Below are 19,913 nucleotides of genomic sequence, written 5' to 3' on the forward strand. Positions count from 1 at the left end.
CTTGCATTTATATGTTACCATATTGATGTCAAACAGAGAATTTTCTGAAAATGGCTGTTGACAACTTTCCATTTTCACTATATCATCCATAGTGCAATTGTCACATAAAAATGTTAATTGTCAGAATATTTATATTTAGCACAATACACTGTTGAGGAGGGACTATTTTGAAAAATAGTTTAAGTATAAAAGAGACGTTGGCCATTGGTCTAATGCTTTTTGCATTATTCTTTGGCGCAGGAAATATGATTTTTCCACCTGTCCTTGGACAATATGCGGGTGAGAATGTATGGCTCGCCATCGGTGGCTTTTTACTAACAGGAGTAGGTCTTCCGCTTCTAGGGGTGATTGCAGTTGCCCTTACAGGTACCGGTGCAAAAGGGCTTGCGGATAAAGCTCACCCTAAATTTGGAACAATTTTCACCATCATTCTGTATTTATCCATTGGACCATTTTTTGCTATCCCACGAACAGGTACGGTTTCTTACGAGATTGGATTAGCTCCATTTTTGTCAGAAGCACAATCTTCTTCATGGGTACCGCTATTCTTATTCACCCTTGTGTTTTTCACGATTTCGTATCTGCTCGCTTTAAATCCTTCAAAGCTGGTTGATCGAATTGGAAAAGTATTAACACCTATTTTATTAACAGTGATTGCAATGATTGTTGTTAAAGCAATTGCTACGCCGATGGGAATCATCGGTAAGCCTGATGCGACATATGAAGCAAACCCACTCTTCACTGGGTTTTTAGAGGGCTATAAAACAATGGACGCACTCGCTTCTATCGTATTTGGAATCGTTGTTGTGACAGCTGTTAAAGAAAGAGGCATCACGGAGCGTAAACCTCTTGCGGCTGCATGTATAAAAGCTGGCCTTATCGCGGCTGCTGGACTAGCACTCGTGTATATCTCTCTTGCTTATGTCGGTGCTTCAAGTCCCGATGCAACCGGAATGGTTGGAGCAAATGAAGGTGGTAAACTGCTTTCACTATCTGCTAACTTTTTATTCGGTTCTATTGGTAACATTGTACTTGGCACAGCGATTTTATTCGCTTGTCTAACCACAAGTGTCGGACTTATCTCATCTTGTGGCGAATATTTTTCAAAGCTTTTCCCAGCACTTTCTTATCGTACAGTTGTTCTCATTATTTCTTTATTTAGTGCATTGGTTGCAAACCTTGGACTGGCACAAATTATTTCGCTATCAGTCCCGGTACTAGTGACGATATATCCATTGGCAATTGTGATTATTTTATTGTCGTTCCTTGATCGCTGGATTAACGGTAGACGCATGATTTATGTCGTATCCCTCATCTTTACTGGATTTTTTGCTATTATCGACGGCTTATTGGCTGCCGGAATCAATCTCGGTGGGTTACCTGACATCTTGGGGTCATTCATTCCTTTTTACAATTTAGGCGTTGGTTGGGTCATACCAGCTATGATCGGCGCAGGTGTTGGTTTACTTATTTCCATGTTCACTAGCCCACCTAAACAGCTCGCATCGTAGTGAGCCTAAGCATCCTCTTCCAACGATGAAGGGGATGCTTTTTTATTGTTCTTCATATACTAAAATAGAAAAATTTATGACTTTTGTATGAAAACACATGTTGACATCAATCGTACATCCTTTATAATTAGTGAATGTTCATGATGATCGGTTCTAGCAACTAATTGACAGAATATTTCAACATAATAATGGAGGCTTTATTCAATGAAGGCAACTTTGTCGACAAAAGATACGGTAATTATAGGTTTTATGTTATTTGCTCTATTCTTCGGCGCTGGTAATATGATTTATCCACCAGAGCTTGGTCAATATGCTGGGCAAAATGTGTGGAAAGCAATGGGCGGATTTTTATTAACAGGTGTCGGTTTACCCCTTCTTGGGATTATTGCGATTGCTTTAACAGGTCGAGATGCAAAAGGACTTGCAGATAAAGCACATCCAACTTTTGGTACAGTGTTTACTGTCATTTTATATTTATCCATCGGACCACTTTTCGCCATTCCTCGTACAGGAACGGTCTCATATGAAATTGGTGCATTACCCTTTCTAACAGGTGTACCAGCTTGGTTGTCACTACTTCTATTTACACTTGTCTTTTTTGGTATTACGTATTATCTTGCTTTAAATCCAACGAAGATTGTGGATCGTGTAGGGAAAGTGTTAACACCGATTAAACTTACGATTATTTTTGTCATCATTGTCAAAGCGATATTGACGCCAATGGGTGCGGTTGGAACGCCTGATGCATCCTATAGCAATGGTTCCTTTTTTAAAGGGTTTCTAGAAGGCTATAAAACAATGGATGCCCTTGCTTCGATTGTTTTTGGAATTGTCGTAATCAACGTGATTAAAGGACGCGGTATCACAAGTAAAAAGGCTCTAGCTTCTGCTTGTATCAAAGCAGGGCTGATTGCAGCGTGCGGATTAACATTTGTTTATCTATCACTTGCTTATTTAGGCGCTTCTAGTACACAGGCGATTGGATTCGTTGGAGATGGAAGCAAAATCTTGGCCCAGTCTTCTCAATTCCTTTTCGGCAGCCTAGGAAATATTGTGTTAGGTGCTGCCATTACAGTAGCGTGTTTAACAACGAGTATTGGTCTTGTCACATCGTGCGGGGAATATTTTTCAAATTTATTACCTAAACTTTCTTATAAAATGGTCGTCACACTCGTGACATTATTTAGTTTCATCATTTCAAACTTTGGACTTGCTCACATTGTCGCTTTCTCTGTGCCTGTTTTAACAGCGATTTACCCGCTAGCGATTATGATTATTGTTCTATCACTTGCAGATAAATGGCTTGGACATAGAAAACCTGTTTATGTACTCTCTTTAATTTTAACGGGCTGTGTGAGCTTATTTGACGGCATAGCAGCTGCGAAGCTTCCAATTGGTCCGGTGAAAGACATCTTTCACACGTTACTACCTTTATATGATCTTGGGATTGGCTGGATTGTGCCAGCTTTAATCGGAGTAATTGTTGGATTTGTGATTTCTCTTTTCACTTCTTCTTCTTCAGACGAGTGCCAGAAACAAGCATCATAGTTTAAAAAAAGCTGAAGTCCTGTAACTGGACTTCAGCTTTTTTATTGGTGCTGATATTCTTTTTCTTGCTGGGCCAAAAGCTTCTGGACGGCTCCAGGTGATGCCTTTTCGACAGCCGCTGTTGCCACATCAAATGAACCGGTATAATCATAGGCATAAAATCTTCGTTCTGCCTCTTTTAACTGTTTTGATAAGATATGGTTTTGACTTCTGAAACGATTGCCATATTGAATAATCCGTTCAATTTGATCCACTTTACTGAGCATCTCTTGTGTCTCATGAGCGACACTTCTCACTGTTTCAGAGGCTTCTTTTAATTGTTGATTTACTGCTGGCATATTCAGAGGCGAATTCTCCAGTTGTTCGTGAACTTGCTGAATCATCTCCTGCGCTTTTCCAGCACAGTTCGTGATGTCAGCAGGTATCCCTGGAATATTGCTTTTTTGCAGTTGGCGAACTGTATTTGCCAGCATTGTTTTGAGTTCAGCCAATGTTTCTCTCGCCTGTAATTCTTCTTTTCGTAATGACTGAAGATGATCTTTAAACGTTTCATGCAATGCTTTTGCCTCATTGATAAAGGTCTCCAACTGATTGATTTCGTCCATTAATATCGAATATGCCACATGCTCACGATCAAGCTTCTCACATATTTGCTTCATAAGCTTTTCAATTTCTTCTAAGCGTTTCTCGAATGCCTTCTGTTGATCAAGCTCTCCTGCTGTCAGCTTGTAGCTTTCTTTCACAAGAGCCGTTTCTGCCTTTGTTTGTGTGTGATCTTGTTCAAGCTTTTCGAATGCTTCCGTAAGCTCAGGCATTTTGCTTTTGATTTCCTGACCTGCTTCTACTTCTGCTTCTAGCTGATCATACAGCGTCTGAATCGCATCATCGATCATTTGCAGAATGCTTGGTGCCTCATCTAAATTGAGTTCATCAATGAGCAGTTTTTCCGCACGGATTAGCTGTTTGTTTAAGTTCTCCAGCTCTTTTGTGATCTGGATATGCTCTAGCTTGTAGCCTTTGTCTGTCATTTCTTGATAATCGTCTTTCAGCTTAGTCAGCTGACCTGGTACGGTTTGTTTGCAGTCGGCAATGAGTTTCGGTATATCCTTGATATACAATTGAAGCTGATCAAGTCTTCGGTCTTGCTCAAGCAGAATTTTTCTTGCTTTCATGTAGTTTCCGTTTTCTGTCTCTTCTTCATACTGCTTGATTCCTTCCCAGGCCTCATCTAAGTCCTGCTCCATTTTGTCATAAAGGGTTCCATATAAATGGCTGTACGCAAGCAGATTTTTTCGAACCGTTTGGTATTGCTCTTTGACCTTTTCAATGTCCTTGCGGTTTTGCTCCTCACTTGTGACAAGGTCTTCAATCTCTTTTAAAATGTCTGCAATGTTTGAATCAGCAGCAGTCAGCAAATCCCCAGTATGCGCAAGAACTTGCTTGGCTTTGGAGAATCGATATTTATCAGAATACTCTTCTGCATCATATAATAGCTCCTCTACCTTTGGAAGATGGGCTGTAACGATATCGTCCCACTCTGCACGCCATCTTTCAAAAAATTGCTCTGTTTCTCCGGTCATTTTTAGATGTTTGATTTTTGAAATTTCTTCTACAATTGATCTGTTCAAAATTTCAATTTTCCATGCTTCCAATCGGTCAATTTCTTTATATATATTTTTTCGCAGGAAATAACCGACTGAAAACAAAGCAAGCAAAATGACAATTAAACCGATGATTAACTCCATAATGAGCCCCCTTGTTGTGATCTAAGTGCTGTCAGGGTTTAAGTGTCCCAAGTAGACCTGAGAACCCTTTTCGTGTCCGCTTTGCATTTGTTTTTTATAAGCAGTATCGTATGTTTTCCATTACCATCCATTCACGGTTTTATGTATGTTTTTTCAAAAAAGTGATTCAGTGCTTTCTATGATTCGATCACACATATTGATGTTACCTGCTTTTATGTATGCGGAAGTTGTCGTTTTCATTGTTATTATGATACCATGTAACCAGCATTTTGGTCATGATTTTTCATTATTTTCACTGATAAACATCACGTTTTTCAAAATATCAACAAGAGGTGACGACATGGTGAAACAAGATGCACATCTACATACACCGTTTTGCCCGCACGGCTCGCTTGATCCTTTTCATGCTTATATTGAAAAAGCCATAAAAAAGGGATTTGATTCCATCACCTTTACCGAGCATGCACCGCTGCCTCCTTCGTTTCGAGATCCAACGCCTCAAAAGGATAGTGCTATGAAGCTCCAAGCCCTTGAAGCGTATTTGACGGCTCTGGATCAGCTGAAGCAAGAATACCAAGGACAATTAATAGTAAAAACTGGGCTTGAGGTTGACTATATCAAAGCGTTTGAAGAGGAAACAAGTGCCTTTTTAGACTGCTACGGGCCAGAATTAGATGACGGCATTTTATCTGTTCATTTTCTTCCTGCTGGCGATGATTATATTTGCCTTGATTTTGACGAGCATGCCTTCCAGCAGTTGATAAGCATTTATGGTAGCATCGAACAGGTTTATCAAAGCTACTATGACCAAATTCATTCTTCTATTCTATCATCTTTAGGTAACTATAAGCCAAAGAGAATCGGTCATATCACCCTTGTCCAGAAATTCAAGCAGCTTTTCCCATATGTGATGTCCCCTGAACTTCGACAAAGGGTCACCCTTTGTCTTGAAGAAATGGAAAGAAAAGGCATGTCCTTAGATTTTAATACATCTGGTCTTCGTAAAACATATGCCAGAAGTATCTATTTAGATCACTGGATGACTAACCTTGCAAAACAGAAAAAAATTCCGCTTATTTTCGGGTCTGATGCCCATCAAGCGGAAGATCTCGGGTATGCCTATGATCAGTTTGAAGACATCATGAGTTTCAGGTGAGTATCCAGTTTCATCTCTTTTGGTTCTAGTAAATGATCAAGCGAGCGGCTTAGTTCCTTAAAGTACGTCTGATAGAAGTAAGGCTCGCTTGGGTTCAAATAAAGCACCTCTGTTAAATATTGTGGCTGCAAATATGGCATCATCAGAAGTGATTTTAGCTGAATCATAAATGATGAGAGTGAGAGCCGCTTACATATAACGTGGGTGCTTTTTCCTTTTTCGATCATGAGCTGAAACAAATACTTTTCTTTCGTTAAATACGTTGACATGATTTCTCTGATCAACGTTGAATCAATGGTCACCTCTCGATAAACGAAACGGGTTAATTGACGGTGTTCATGCTGATAAGATAAAATATTAAAAACCACATGAAGTAAACACTCTTTTGCGTGACGGGTTTCCATGTGATGAATGTGTCTTTCAATCATGTGAATGTAGCCTTCATAAAAATCGGATACGAGCTGCTCTAATAGCCCTCCTTTTCCTTGAAAGTAATAAGATATATGGGCAACGTTGACGTTTGCTTCCTTCGCAATCTCACGGACAGAGGTTCCAGAAAATCCTTTTTGGTTAAAAAGTCTGATGGAAGCTTCAATAATACGGTCTTTTGTTTGCAAAGTTGTTGATGTTTTCATCCGCTCACCCCTCTTCATGTGTACATACTTCAAGATGAAGGAGGAAGTTCCTTTTACAATTGCTCGACAAATCCCACATGCAAGACGCACATTATGTATTTTTGAGATAGAGAGTAGGAGATTTTCATTTTTCATGTCGAAAAACAGTCTGGCAATCCATCGAAAGACTATCAATTACTTATCAAGCAAGTAGAAGCGATGACGGACGGTGAACAAGATCTTATCGCCAACTTGGCAAATGCTGCGGCTTTATTGTATCACTCACTTCCTGAAGTCAATTGGGCAGGATTTTATTTGACAAAAGACGGTGAGCTTGTGCTTGGACCGTTTAACGGCCTGCCCGCATGTGCGCGCATCCCTGCTGGGAAAGGTGTTTGCGGTACAGCATTTGCCACAGGTAATGTGCAGCGTATCGCAGATGTCCATGCATTCCCTGATCATATTGCATGCGATGCTGCTTCACAATCTGAAATTGTCATTCCGCTTAAGGTGAATGGACAAATCATTGGGGTTCTCGATATTGACAGCCAGTGAAAGACCGCTTCAGTGAAGTAGATGAAACCTACTTAATTCAATTTACAGCGATCCTCCAAAATGCGTTATCAGCCTCTACTGATGCGTAATGAAGCAGGAAAAGCAGGCATATTGTCTGCTTTTTCCTTCGTCTAATGGGGAAAGGCGCCACGTTTGACTTTCTCCCTTTAAATAGGTTGACTTCTCCCATTGAGCATCATATAATAGAGTTTGTGTGAAATATGGCAGCCTTTTTGTTCGGCTTTTTTGTATCATTTTGTTCCTTCTTTATGGAGGTGCATCTTGTAACTCCCTGCTGCTGGAGCGAGGATGCATGAAAACATAATGACGAAAAAGAGGAAGAACAGACGGTTTTTATTTTTCACAAATAAAAACAATAAGGAGGAGTCACATAATGGCTCGCTATACAGGTCCAAGTTGGAAGATTTCCCGCCGTTTAGGCATTTCATTAAGCGGAACAGGTAAGGAACTTGAAAAACGTCCTTACGCCCCAGGCCCACATGGTCCAGGACAACGCAAAAAACTATCTGAATACGGTTTACAATTACAAGAGAAGCAAAAGCTTCGTCACATGTACGGTGTCAACGAACGTCAATTCCGTACATTATTTAATAGAGCTGCTAAACTTCCTGGTAAACAAGGTGAAAACTTCATGATCCTTCTTGAAACTCGCCTTGACAACCTGGTATACCGTCTTGGCCTTGCACGTACTCGCCGCCAAGCTCGTCAGCTAGTCAACCATGGTCACATTCTTGTTGATGGAAGCCGTGTAGACATCCCATCTTTCTCTGTGAAACCAGGTCAAACGATTTCTCTTCGTGAAAAATCTCAAAACCTTGCCGTTGTGAAAGAATCAGTTGAAGTAAACAATTTCGTTCCTGAATACCTTTCTTTCGACGCTGAAAAGCTTGAAGGAACATTCACTCGTCTTCCAGAGCGTTCTGAATTAGCGCCTGAAATCAGCGAACAACTAATCGTTGAGTTCTACTCTCGTTAATTTTATTACTCTCTCAAAGAGAGATCAAACAAACCCTAGAGATCTTGATTTTTCAAGGATTACTGGGGTTTTTTGTTTGGGTTTCTCCGAAAAAGATACTCTTTACGAACACCTTCCGTTGATTTTCAAACAAGCAAGAAGAACTTCGGTCAGACTTTACTCTCTCTCCTTTTTTCCTTATAATGACATGTGTTCAAGATTTTAAAGCTTAAAACAATGATGCAAGGAAACTATAGGGGGGAAACAATTTGTCTATCTTCTCATTCATGTTAGTGCTTCTATTTATTTCAATTGTCATTTACACGATTTTAAGAAAGACAGATGTTGTAGATGAACCGCCTGGTGCAATTGCTGGATTTTTCCTCATTTTCCTCATCTTTTTTTCACTTAGTTTCGTAATCATCATTCCAAGTGCCGTACTTTCTGTCGTTTCATTAGGAGTGAACTTTCTTTTTGGGGAATATATCACCTATGATTCACTTCTTTCATTACTGACGTTCTCTCTATTGGTCAGTGGCTTTGTTCTTTTTTGGTCGATCTTTTTAGTATTCATCGGGAAAGGAATATCCTCTTTACTAAGATTCCCTAAATGGCTCACGTTTGTTTTAGAATTTATCTTTTCATGGATTGTTGTGCACCTTTCAATCAAGCTTGTGCTCAATATGAAAATAATAAACGTCTCTATTTGGGACAACGGTACATTGATTTTATCTTTCTTTGTCAGCTTTTTATTTATTGGGATTGATTATGTATTCACAGCTTTTAAGCAAAGAAATCAGAACACTCAAGAGCATGCTTAACTTCACACAAGTACATGACAAAAAAGCTCCTAGATGTCATTCTAGGAGCTTTCAATCGTTCATTCATGGTTTGCCCATTTTTTCATTAGCTGCTCTGTTGTCATGACAGCAACTTCACCATGCAGTGTTGCAAATGAGAGTCGATGTATCGTTTCGGAATCATAATATGTACCGTTTTCATCTGTTAATCCAAAGGGCGGTTGCATCATACAGTGAGGTGTTGTCAATCCTATGATCACGCCAGTGTCAATATGGTTTGATCTTAATTGTTCCTCTAAGTTGGTTAAAGCTTTTCTGAATAGATGGCCTTCATCCGCCTGATGAAATAAGGAGTGCGGCTGATCAGATGTACACCGGATATGAATCACTTCCCTTTTGCACAAACCCTCACCTTCACTACATGTAGTGCATTTGATGTACAGTTAGACAGTACTTCTCCCAATTGCACTGATTTGACGATATTTATCCAGATGAGGAATGAGCACGGAAAATAGAGAAGATATCCTAAGAAATATTGTTTGAGTTTTTGCGTCATTTGAAACTCCTTATTAAGATTATCTTAATTCATCATCCAAAGGAACAATTACTTCATCTAACAATGTTCTCCACGCTCGTTTCATTTCAGGTCCGTATTTTAATGGTTTAGCTTCTGGATGAATTGCTTTGTATTGATCAAACTGTTTACTATCAATGATGTTCCCAATATTCGGAATAGGATCAGTTCCTATCATATATTGAATAGATGATAAATGAAGTTCATTCTCATCCACAAACCATGTTTCAGCAAACTCTTTTATATGGAGATTTTTCGTTTTTGTAAAGAATGTTCGTTTGACTACTAATATGTCTTCATCTGGATTCACCTGTTTATTATCCATTTCATTGAGGATCGCACGATATACCTCTTTGACCACTTCAGCTTTTTTCAATTTTTGAAGTGCTTTTTCGATTTCTTGACGGATATCATGATTATTGGCAGAGTAATTTCCTAATAGTTGATCAATAAAGGCAGAGTCTATGTCGTATAACTTAACAGAATTTTCACCATAAAATTCAATATCCGAGAAGTTTGGTGTTTCCTCTTCTTTCGTTCCTTCTTCTAAGAGTGAGCCTTTGATTGTATTGTATATCCCGATGTTTTCTTCAATCGTCATCACCTGTTCTTGCAGGGCTTTCGATGCTTCCATATCGTCGTTGTAATTGTCATACGTCACGAGAGCTTCATAAGCATTATTCAGCTCTTGAAATGCTTTGACAAATTCAACGCGTTCCTCTACTGGAGAATGCTCGTCCAATTCAGAAGGATCGATATCCAGTGACTTTAAGGTTTTATGTGCCTTTTTAAATCGTTTCAACGATTCTTCATATGTTGGGTACACAAGATTCGTTTCTTCCTGTTCGTTAGAATATGTCTTAGTCGCTTCCTCTACATTCCATTCCATCGTCCAAGGTTTTCTAAACGTCATGATGAGTCCTTTTGTTTTACCAGGATATGTACGATTTGTTCGCGAGAATGCTTGAATTAAACCCGCATAATCTAGATGCCGATCCACAAAAAGAGTTTGTATGGTAGGCGCATCAAATCCAGTTAATAGGCGATTAACCACAATCACTAAATCTATATGCTTTCCAAATTGTTTGAACTCCGCTTTTTTTCGGGCTAATCTGTTGTTAATGTCCCCATTATACCGCTCAATATCTTGAATCGACCAAGCGGTATCATAGGATTGATTATAGTCTTTGATGATGTTTAGCATATCTTCTTGATCTATTTTTGAAGTTTCTTCATTATCATTTAATGAGTAGGTGATGGCGATTCTAGGAAAATCCTCATCCTCGATCGTTCGCCCTTTACGAATCGGATGACCTTTAAACTCCTTTGCCATCCAATCAAGATCTTTCGTCATTCTTTTTATCGCATCATAATATCGTTTGGCCATCGCAATAGAGTTTGTTGTCAAAATAGCGGACTTTTGCGGTCGGCCGTTTTTGAAATCAAACTTTGTATAAGCATTATCCGGTCGAAACATCTTATAGATGACCTTTTGAATATGCTCATCACTTTCATAGATAGTGGATGGCAAATGGGATTCCTTCTCCATCCCATCCATTTGATCAATATACGTATTTAATTCATCATCACTGAGATGAGCGTATTTGTCACTTTGACGAAGCTGAGAAAAGATATGATTGCTAAGAGAGTTTGGTTCAATCGTATCTTCATGTTCTACTTGGAATCCTAGAACTGCACCATCGTCTAAAGCATTTTTAATCGTATATGTATGAAGCTCTTCACCATATTGATCACGAGTCGTACGTGCTAGCTGACCTTTTGGTTGTTTTTTATTAACATCGAAAATGGGTGTACCAGTAAAGCCAAACCAAGTAGAATTAGGGAACGTTTTCTTCACGGATTCCATCCCCTCTGCACTTAATGCTCGGTGACATTCGTCAACGACAAAGACAATATGTTGTCCGATCAGTTTTTGAAATCGGTTCTTTCCCTCCTGCGCTTCTTGTTTTTTTGCATAATTGATAGCATTCTCTAGCTTCTGACGAGTCGTAATAATAATGGTATTTGAATTGGCATCCGCTAATAATGTCTCACTCAGTTCTTTTGCACTGCCAGTTCCAACGATTAAACTATTAGACTTTGCCTTACCTGAAGAGTTACCTGTATTAAATTCAGACGCAAACCTTGTGAATTCTGTCGTTGTTTGATTATCTAAATCTTTTCGATCAATGAGCATAATCGTTCGGTCAACGCCAGGTTTCCTTGCTAATAATTTGGTCGCAACAAAACTCGTTAGTGTCTTTCCTGACCCTGTTGCATGCCATACATATCCAGATTGATGCTTCATCGCCGCCGTAAATAATGCTTCAATTGCGTGTATTTGATATGGATGTAAAACCATTAACGCTTTTTGATCATTTTCTTCGCTCACAACGGTATATTGAGCGATCAGACGATGTGCATTTGGAATTCTGAGTACTTGTTTCACAAATTCATAGAGGTTGTTGACTTTTCGGTTATCTTTTGTCCGCCAACTAAAGACAAACTTCTTATGCATATCTTTTGGCAGAGCATTGGCAAAATAACGAGTCGTTTGTTCATTTGAAATAACAAATAACTGAAGAGTAGAAAAAATATTATTACGAAATAGCCCTTCCTCTGTATACTTCTTCACTTGATTGTATGCTTGAAACACACCATCTTTTGCCGTAACCTTTTTTAATTCAATTTGCACAATGGGTAACCCATTGATTAATAACGTCACATCAAAACGACGGTCGCGTTCGTCAATGCTCTCTCTTTTTTTCGCTATTTGATGAACAACTTCATATGTAGAAATGCCTCCACCGATATCATGATTTGAATAAAGAACGAGAGACATCGAACCTAGCGTTACATCATCTCGTTCAATCGTAATGCGAGCAATCCCATTTTCACCTTTTAGCCACTTTGCTGCATCAAAAGGTGTTTGCGTTTTATTTAAAATTTCCGTTTTAATTTTATCAAATTCCTTATCAGAAATCGGATGTTCCCCAATTTCTGATAAGTTGTTTTGTGTAATGATCTTTCGTAAGTTCTGCCATAGATCGGCTTCTGATTTTAGATCTGGACGATAGTTCCATTGGTTACTCTCTTCACCAAGTACGTCAATTAACTGACGTTCTATTTCTGATTCATCTCTATGACCATTCTTGACCATCATATTTCTCCCCTTTTTGCTAGACAAACATCTTTTGTAAAAAGGCTTTTTTTGTTTGTTTTAGAATATCTAGTTCTTGTTCGTGTAGAGCGATTGTTTTGTCTAGTTGTTTGAAGAAGTTGCCTATTTGGGTTTGTTCTTCATCAGAAGGTATTTGTAATATCAATTTCTTAACAATAGAACCAGAAAGATTACCTTGTCCTCCTTGGAGATAGGTATTAACAATTGAGCTTTTTTGTTTTTTAAGCCACTGGGTAATGAAATATGAATCGTAACCTCTTTTAGGCTTTATTGCTAACAAAGCCTGATTAATTGCCCCGTTTACTTTAGAAATTCCCACTTCACCACTCGTAGCACCATATAAAGCATAAAGAATATCTCCTACGCTAACCATTTTGGATGAAGAATTATTAAATCCTTCTTCAGTAATATATAATTCAGTAGTTTTCGAATTAATCTCTGCCGACCTAATAAAAGGAATGTTTCCACCATAAAAAGTTTTATTATCTACACTTGGTGTACCACCAGAGTAAGACTCAGAGATCTCTCCTAAACACTTAGCTTCCCATCTCTCAACAAACCCAGGGAAACGAATTTCCGGTACGGACTCTCCTTCTTTTGGAAACATTTTTTGTAAGAACCCTTGTTTCATTTGTTTTAAGGTGTCTAGTTCTTGTTGTTGAAGCGCAATTGTTTCGTCTAGTTGTTTGAAGAAGTTGCCGATTCTCGATTGTTCTAATTCATCTGGAACTCTAATAATTGCCGCTTTAATATCAGTCGAATTTATCGATTCAAATGTAGATCCTGTGCTAAATTTCACCCAAAAATCATCGACTTTCATCTTTAATAACAATTGGTATATAAACTCATTTCCTTTAATTGCTGCTACTCCTCTACCAATAACAACATCATAGTGAGTTTTTCCAACATCACCGACAGGTGCTCGAACACTTAAAATAATATCTCCTTTTTTGGCCTTTTTTGTGATCTGAGTTGTCCATAACCGAGGTGTTACCCAACCATTTTTCATATCTGCATTACCTTGCACTAAAATATGGTGATGGGGATTTTTTGTATAATTTTCTCCCTTAGGTGATTGCCCCATTGTGATTTGCACTATTTCGCCCAGTATAGATTCTTCCCATTCCCCACTAAACCCCTTAAACCTCACTTCTGGCACTCTTTTACTTCCCACGCTTAAACACCTCTAACGCACCTTTCATCCATTCTGCGTCTTTTTCATCATACTGCATGGAAGAAATCATTTCATATAGGTTCGTCTCTAGCTCTTCTTTTTCTTTTCGAATTGCTTGAATTTCCGCTCCAATAGCATCCATATCGACAGGCTCTTCTTCTTCGAATGTATCGACATATCTTGGTATATTTAAGTTGAAGTCATTTTCTTTGATTTCCTCAAAGCTTGCGACATGTGCATACTTTTCTACATCTTCTCGTTTTTGATATGTCTCTACGATTTTATCAATGTTTTCTATAGACAATTTGTTTTGATTTTTTCCTTTGGTACATTCTTTACTCGCATCAATAAATAGTACATCACGCGTTGTACGGTTTTTCTTTAAAATGATGACAGTGGTTGGAATGCTTGTACCAAAGAATAAGTTTGCTGGTAAACCGATCACCGCATCAATGTGTCCATCTTCTAGTAATTTTTTACGGATGACACCTTCTGCTGCGCCTCTGAAAAGAACACCATGTGGCAGGACAATCGCCATGGTTCCAGAATCTTTTAAGTGATATAAGCCGTGCAATAGAAAAGCAAAGTCCGCTTTTGATTTCGGTGCTAATTTCCCATAGCGATTGAAACGTGAATCATCTAAAAATGTATCATCTGCTGACCATTTGGCTGAATATGGCGGATTCATTAGAACTGAATCAAATGTATATGGCTCATCGGTCGGCCAGTCTTTATTTAATGTATCCCCGTTACGCAGACGCATATCTTCGTAATCAACACCGTGCAAGATCAAGTTCATTTTTGCTAAGTTATAAGTCGTTGTATTCAGTTCTTGCCCGTGATATTTCACACTTTCTGGATATTTAATATAATTACGAACATTTAACATTAAAGAACCAGAACCCATTGTAGGGTCATACACGCTGAATAATTTTTTCTCTTCTTGTCCCATTGCCACAATACGAGCCATCATGATAGACACCTCATGTGGTGTATAGAATTCTCCCGCTTTTTTCCCTGCTTCTGAGGCAAATTGACTGATTAAATATTCATAGGCATCTCCAATGACATCTCCATTATGGCCTATGACATCCACATCATTTAACTTTTTCAATACTTCTGTTATCGTAATATTTCGCTGCTGATCATCTGATCCTAGTTTTTTCGATTTCAAATCCACATCATCAAACAAGCCACTAAATTGAAGATATTTCGTCGATAAATCAATAAATGCTTTATTTAAATCATTTAATTGAAAGGTATTCTGTTTTGCCTGACTCGCTAACTCACTAAATAAATACGCTGGCTCGATATCATATCCTATCGTATCGACTAATGTTTCGATTAAGTCTTTTTGAATATCCTCATCTGATAATAACTCTTTGTATAATTGCGCTTGTTTATCCTGTGTATCGTATACTTCCGGCGATTCATATGCAACTTCGATGACTTTTTCTAATAATTGGTCAGATAAATACTTATAGAAAATCAAACCTAATAAATAGTTTTTATACTCTGAAGCGTCCATTTTGCTTCTAAGATCATCTGCGGCACTAAATAATTTTGTATGTAATACAGCCATCGTTATTTCCTCGCTTTTCTTTATTGATCATGTTGTTTTAATCCTTCCGTATGAATTACTTTTTATCATACGAATTCATCGTATCATAGTCTTATTTCATCGACAATCATTTCAAATATTCACAGGAATTACTATTAATTTATAGAACATACTCAATAGATACTCATGTTTCTTCATTAAAAATCTATCTAGACTCTATTTCAAAAAAAATATGATAAAAGTGAACAAGGTACTGTTTGTTTCGTATGAGCCGATGCCAAAAGACTAGAGATTCGTTCTGCTAAAAGTCTGTTAGACTCTGTGACCTTATTTGTCATAAAAAAATGCAGCCGGTTCTCTCAGCCCGGCTACACATTGAGTCTTACTTGTAAGTGACAAGGAAGTATTTCTTTTTCCCTCTTCTTAAGACGGTAAATTGGTTTTCAATTCGGTCTTCGTCTGAAAGAACATAGTCTTTATCGGTTTGTCTCTCTCCGTTGATGTAAACAGCACCATTTGTAATATCCTCACGCGCTTGACGTTTTGAAGGAGACAGCTTTGATTCAACAAGTACATCGACAAGTATCAGCTCTTCTGTGCTGCTTTTTTCCATCGAAGGGACATCCTTAAAGCCTACTTTTACTTCTTCAGGTGAAAGAGATTTGATCTCGCCTTTAAATAGCGCATTTGAGATGTTCACAGCCTGTTCTAGTGATTCACGGCCATGTACAAGCGTTGTAACTTCTTCTGCTAAACGGCGCTGCGCTTCACGCTTTTCAGGGGCTGTTTGCACTTTTTCTTCATACGATGTGATCTCTCCTTTTGATAAGAACGTAAAGTATTTTAAGTATTTCACGACGTCACGGTCATCTGTGTTGATCCAGAATTGGTAGAATTCATATGGTGACGTTTTTTCTTTATCTAACCAGATCGCGCCGCCTTCTGTTTTCCCAAACTTCGTGCCATCTGCTTTTGTGACAAGCGGCATCGTGAGACCAAATGCTTTTTCACCTTCTGCCTCAGACTTACGGATCAACTCAAGTCCAGAGGTGATATTTCCCCACTGGTCACTTCCACCGATTTGAAGCTTACAATTTTCATTTCTGTAAAGGTTTAAGAAGTCTAAAGATTGTAGGATCACGTAGCTGAACTCTGTGTACGAAATCCCTGTCTCGATACGAGAGCTGACGATATCTTTTGCCAGCATGAAGTTCACTCCGAAGTTCTTTCCAATATCACGAAGGAACGTGATGACATTCATTTGGCTGATCCAGTCATAGTTATTGACGATAACTGCTGGGTTTTCACCTGCTTCAAAATCAAGAAATTGAGACAACTGGCCTTTGATTTTCTCTGACCACTGCTCCACGATTTCTGCTGGGTTTAGAGAGCGTTCTGCTTTTTTGAAGCTTGGATCGCCGATCAGTCCAGTTGCGCCCCCAACAAGTGCAATCGGGTGATGGCCTGCTTCTTGGAATCTGCGCAATGTTAAAATTGGCAAGAGATGACCAATGTGCAAGCTGTCAGCTGTTGGATCGAAGCCGGAATATAGCTTGATTTTTTCTTCTGTTAGTAATTTTGTCAAACCTTCTTCATCTGTTTGCTGCTGAATTAAACCTCTGTACGATAAATCTTCCATCAATTCGCTCATATCCAAATCTCCTTTTTTTACGATTCAACATAAAAAACGCCCCTTCGTATGAACGAAGGGACGATATATATCGCGGTACCACCCTGCTTAAAAGACAACACATCACGTCTTTTCACTTACACTGATAACGGACAGATCCGTTCTTTCACTAATGAGGCAGCATTTATGCTCCTTTTCGTAAAAGCGGTTCGTGAGGGTAATTCGAATATCTCTTTGTACTGACTCGCACCAGCCGTCAGCTCTCTTAAACAGGGAAAGATGATTCTACTGAATCTCAGTCAAAACCTTTTCATATTCAACTAAGGTCATTTTTAACATACTTTTGATTTCAAGTCAACTGACGGAGAAATTAATCTTCCATTGTCGAAAGGTCGCCAGCAGGTAAATTCAGCTCCCACGCTTTTAGCACACGTCTCATAATTTTTCCGCTTCGCGTTTTTGGTAGTTTTTCTTTAAACTCGATTTCTCTCGGTGCTGCATGTGCAGCGAGTCCTTTTTTCACAAATGTACGAATCTCTTCTTTCAGCTCATCTGTTGGCTCATATCCGCTCCTGAGAGCAATGAATGCTTTGATAATTTCACCGCGGACTGGATCTGGCTTTCCAATGACACCAGCCTCTGCAATGGCCGGATGTTCAACCAGCTTACTTTCAACCTCAAATGGACCGACTCGCTCTCCTGATGTCATGATGACATCATCGACACGTCCCTGGAACCAAAAGTATCCGTCTTCGTCCATATAAGCTGAATCTCCTGAAACATACCAATCTCCCGGCATAAAGTAAGATTCATATTTTTCAGGATTGTTCCAGATCGTATGCATCATGGATGGCCAGCCTTTTTTAATTGCAAGATTCCCCATTCGGTATGGCGGAAGTTCATTCCCGGCATTATCCACAATCGCTGCTTCTACGCCTGGAATTGGTTTCCCCATTGAACCTGGTTTGATGTCCATGCATGGATAATTACAAATCAGCTGTGCTCCTGTTTCCGTCATCCACCATGTATCATGAATTCGTTTGCCAAACACAGCGTCTCCCCAACGGATGACTTCAGGATTAAGAGGCTCCCCTACACTTAAAACGTGACGGAGCGAGCTGAGGTCATAGTTTTGAATGAGGTCGTCCCCTGCCCCCATCAGCATTCTGAAGGCTGTCGGCGCACTGTACCAAACAGTCACACCAAGTGATTCAATGGTTTCATACCACGTATCAGGATTGAACCGGCCACCTAATATGACATTCGTCGCCCCATTTAACCATGGTGAAAAAATGCCGTACACCGTACCCGTTACCCAGCCAGGATCAGCTGTACACCAGTAGACGTCATCTTCTTTCAGGTCAAGTACCCATTTCCCGGTCTGGCCTTGCTGCACCATTGCGCCATGGACATGCAGGACACCTTTTGGCGTACCGGTTGACCCTGATGTGTAATGAAGCAGGAAGCCGTCTTTTTCATCCATCCATTCAATGTCGAGTTCCTTTGCTGCCTGCTTAAACGATTCTTCGTAGTGAATCGTCCGCACGCCATCCACGTCTTCCTTGTCACCGCCGACAATGATGACAGATTCAAGTTTTGGAAGGTCTGCAAATGGTATCCGCTCCAGCAAATCAGGCGTCGCCACAATCACTTTTGCCTCACTATTTTCTAAACGATCTTTGACGGCTCCCTCCATAAATGCCTCAAATAACGGGCCAACGATCGCACCAATTTTGACAGCGCCAAGCAGAAGAAAATAGAGCTCAGGTGATCTTGGCATAAAGATAAAGACACGATCCCCTTTTTGCACATGCGCTTTTTCTCTTAATAGATTTCCCGCTTTGTTTGTGTTGATTTTCATATCCCTGAATGTATACTTTTCATCCCTCTGTGAATCTTTGTAGTGAAGTGCCACCTTGTTTTTACGAAACGAGTCCGCATGTCTGTCAATCGCTTCATAGGATACATTTACTTTTCCTGTTTCATACCAGGAGAAGTTTTTTCTCGCTTCCTCCCATGTGAATTCTTTGTATGCCTGCTCATAATCATTTAAATGATAGTTCCCTTTTACTGATAGTAGCGTTTCCACTTGCATCAAACAGTCCCCCTTTGCATACGTTTACAATGATCATTATAGTATAGATGACTTTTTTTCTCAATTTTTAAAAAACTTATAATGAAACCATTTTAATTCTTTCAAGATTTAAGATAAAATAGAAACGACTCACTAGAATTTGAGGCGGTGGATACGTGGAGCATCCTAAAACTTATTATTCAAAAACAATTGAGCGAGAAACAGGTAACATCCTTATTGAAGGCCCAGTACCTGCATCAGAGCTTGCGAACTACACGTTTCATGAAGGACTAACGGCATTTCGCACGCCTGAGGAACAGAAACAAGCACTTGTTGAAATAGCAGATCTACCTGAAGGACGTGTGATCATTGCAAGAGTGGATGAGCTTGTCGCAGGCTATGTCACGTATTTGTATCCTGATCCACTTGAGCGCTGGTCAGAAGGCAACATGGACAATTTAATTGAGCTTGGTGCCATTGAAGTCGCTCCTCCATTTAGAGGTTGCTCACTCGGCAAGCATTTACTGAATGTGAGCATGATGGATGAGCAAATGGAGAACTACATCATCATGACAACTGAATATTACTGGCATTGGGATTTAAAGGGGACAAAGAAAAACGTTTGGGAGTACCGCAAAATGATGGAGAAAATGATGAACGCAGGTGGTCTTGTCTGGTTTGCAACAGACGAGCCAGAGATCAGCTCACATCCTGCCAATTGTTTGATGGCGAGAATCGGCAAAAATGTGAGTCCTGATTCGATCGAGCGTTTTGATCGTCTTCGCTTCCATCAGCGCTTTATGTATTAACGTTC

The 19,913-nt window shown here is 39.4% G+C and carries 14 protein-coding genes, 1 pseudogene and 1 other annotated feature; of the genes and pseudogenes, 7 read left to right on the top strand and 8 right to left on the bottom strand.

Going from position 1 to position 19,913, the window contains the following annotated elements; genetic code table 11:
• The first annotated feature begins 167 nt into the window (after window positions 1-167).
• A complete protein-coding gene (gene brnQ, locus LC033_RS01350; RefSeq protein ID WP_226566504.1) occupies window positions 168-1,511 on the top strand; it encodes a branched-chain amino acid transport system II carrier protein in 1,344 nt (447 codons plus the stop codon).
• A 204-nt stretch (window positions 1,512-1,715) separates the two neighbouring features.
• A complete protein-coding gene (gene brnQ / locus LC033_RS01355) occupies window positions 1,716-3,059 on the top strand; it encodes a branched-chain amino acid transport system II carrier protein (RefSeq protein WP_226566505.1) in 1,344 nt (447 codons plus the stop codon).
• Between the two features lie 41 nt (window positions 3,060-3,100).
• Here brnQ (LC033_RS01355) and ezrA read toward each other — a convergent pair whose 3' ends face one another.
• Window positions 3,101-4,804 (bottom strand): septation ring formation regulator EzrA, encoded by a 1,704-nt coding sequence (gene ezrA / locus LC033_RS01360; RefSeq protein WP_226566506.1) that lies wholly within the window; start codon window positions 4,802-4,804, stop codon window positions 3,101-3,103.
• A 340-nt stretch (window positions 4,805-5,144) separates the two neighbouring features.
• On the opposite strand from ezrA, the gene hisJ reads away from it, so the two are divergent.
• Window positions 5,145-5,960 carry a histidinol-phosphatase HisJ gene (gene hisJ / locus LC033_RS01365; RefSeq protein WP_226566507.1) on the top strand — a complete coding sequence of 272 codons (816 nt, stop codon included), beginning with the start codon at window positions 5,145-5,147 and terminating at the stop codon, window positions 5,958-5,960.
• Here hisJ and refZ read toward each other — a convergent pair.
• Window positions 5,930-6,595: a forespore capture DNA-binding protein RefZ gene (refZ, locus tag LC033_RS01370; protein WP_226566508.1), complete on the bottom strand. Its 666-nt coding sequence runs from the start codon at window positions 6,593-6,595 to the stop codon at window positions 5,930-5,932. The genes hisJ and refZ overlap by 31 nt on opposite strands.
• 126 nt (window positions 6,596-6,721) lie before the next feature.
• Here refZ and msrC point away from each other — a divergent pair.
• From msrC to LC033_RS01385, 3 genes and pseudogenes are all read left to right on the top strand, one after another.
• Window positions 6,722-7,218: pseudogene (gene msrC / locus LC033_RS01375) on the top strand (free L-methionine (R)-S-oxide reductase MsrC).
• A 305-nt stretch (window positions 7,219-7,523) separates the two neighbouring features.
• Window positions 7,524-8,126 carry a 30S ribosomal protein S4 gene (gene rpsD, locus LC033_RS01380; protein WP_226566509.1) on the top strand — a complete coding sequence of 201 codons (603 nt, stop codon included), beginning with the start codon at window positions 7,524-7,526 and terminating at the stop codon, window positions 8,124-8,126.
• A 248-nt stretch (window positions 8,127-8,374) separates the two neighbouring features.
• Window positions 8,375-8,926 carry a hypothetical protein gene (locus LC033_RS01385; RefSeq protein ID WP_226566510.1) on the top strand — a complete coding sequence of 184 codons (552 nt, stop codon included), beginning with the start codon at window positions 8,375-8,377 and terminating at the stop codon, window positions 8,924-8,926.
• Between the two features lie 59 nt (window positions 8,927-8,985).
• Here LC033_RS01385 and LC033_RS01390 read toward each other — a convergent pair whose 3' ends face one another.
• The 6 genes from LC033_RS01390 to acsA all read right to left on the bottom strand — a co-directional run bounded on the left by LC033_RS01390 (window position 8,986) and on the right by acsA (window position 19,120).
• Entirely contained in the window at window positions 8,986-9,309 is a 324-nt protein-coding gene (locus LC033_RS01390) for a cysteine hydrolase family protein (RefSeq protein WP_226566511.1), read from the bottom strand.
• 171 nt (window positions 9,310-9,480) lie between these two features.
• Entirely contained in the window at window positions 9,481-12,639 is a 3,159-nt protein-coding gene (locus LC033_RS01395) for a type I restriction endonuclease subunit R (RefSeq protein ID WP_226566512.1), read from the bottom strand.
• Between the two features lie 19 nt (window positions 12,640-12,658).
• Entirely contained in the window at window positions 12,659-13,819 is a 1,161-nt protein-coding gene (locus LC033_RS16975; protein WP_226566513.1) for a restriction endonuclease subunit S, read from the bottom strand.
• Between the two features lie 4 nt (window positions 13,820-13,823).
• Window positions 13,824-15,416 (bottom strand): type I restriction-modification system subunit M, encoded by a 1,593-nt coding sequence (locus LC033_RS01405; protein ID WP_226566514.1) that lies wholly within the window; start codon window positions 15,414-15,416, stop codon window positions 13,824-13,826.
• A 361-nt stretch (window positions 15,417-15,777) separates the two neighbouring features.
• A complete protein-coding gene (gene tyrS / locus LC033_RS01410) occupies window positions 15,778-17,046 on the bottom strand; it encodes a tyrosine--tRNA ligase (protein WP_226566515.1) in 1,269 nt (422 codons plus the stop codon).
• 53 nt (window positions 17,047-17,099) lie between these two features.
• Window positions 17,100-17,337 (bottom strand) — a binding site (T-box leader).
• 58 nt (window positions 17,338-17,395) lie between these two features.
• Entirely contained in the window at window positions 17,396-19,120 is a 1,725-nt protein-coding gene (gene acsA / locus LC033_RS01415) for an acetate--CoA ligase (protein ID WP_226566516.1), read from the bottom strand.
• 155 nt (window positions 19,121-19,275) lie between these two features.
• On the opposite strand from acsA, the gene LC033_RS01420 reads away from it, so the two are divergent.
• On the top strand, window positions 19,276-19,908 hold the full coding sequence (locus LC033_RS01420; protein WP_226566517.1) for a GNAT family N-acetyltransferase: 633 nt from the start codon (window positions 19,276-19,278) through the stop codon (window positions 19,906-19,908).
• The last annotated feature ends 5 nt before the right edge of the window (window positions 19,909-19,913 follow it).

It is taken from the genome of Bacillus stratosphericus (assembly GCF_020524495.1).
Classification (GTDB): Bacteria; Bacillota; Bacilli; order Bacillales; family Bacillaceae; genus Bacillus; species Bacillus stratosphericus_B.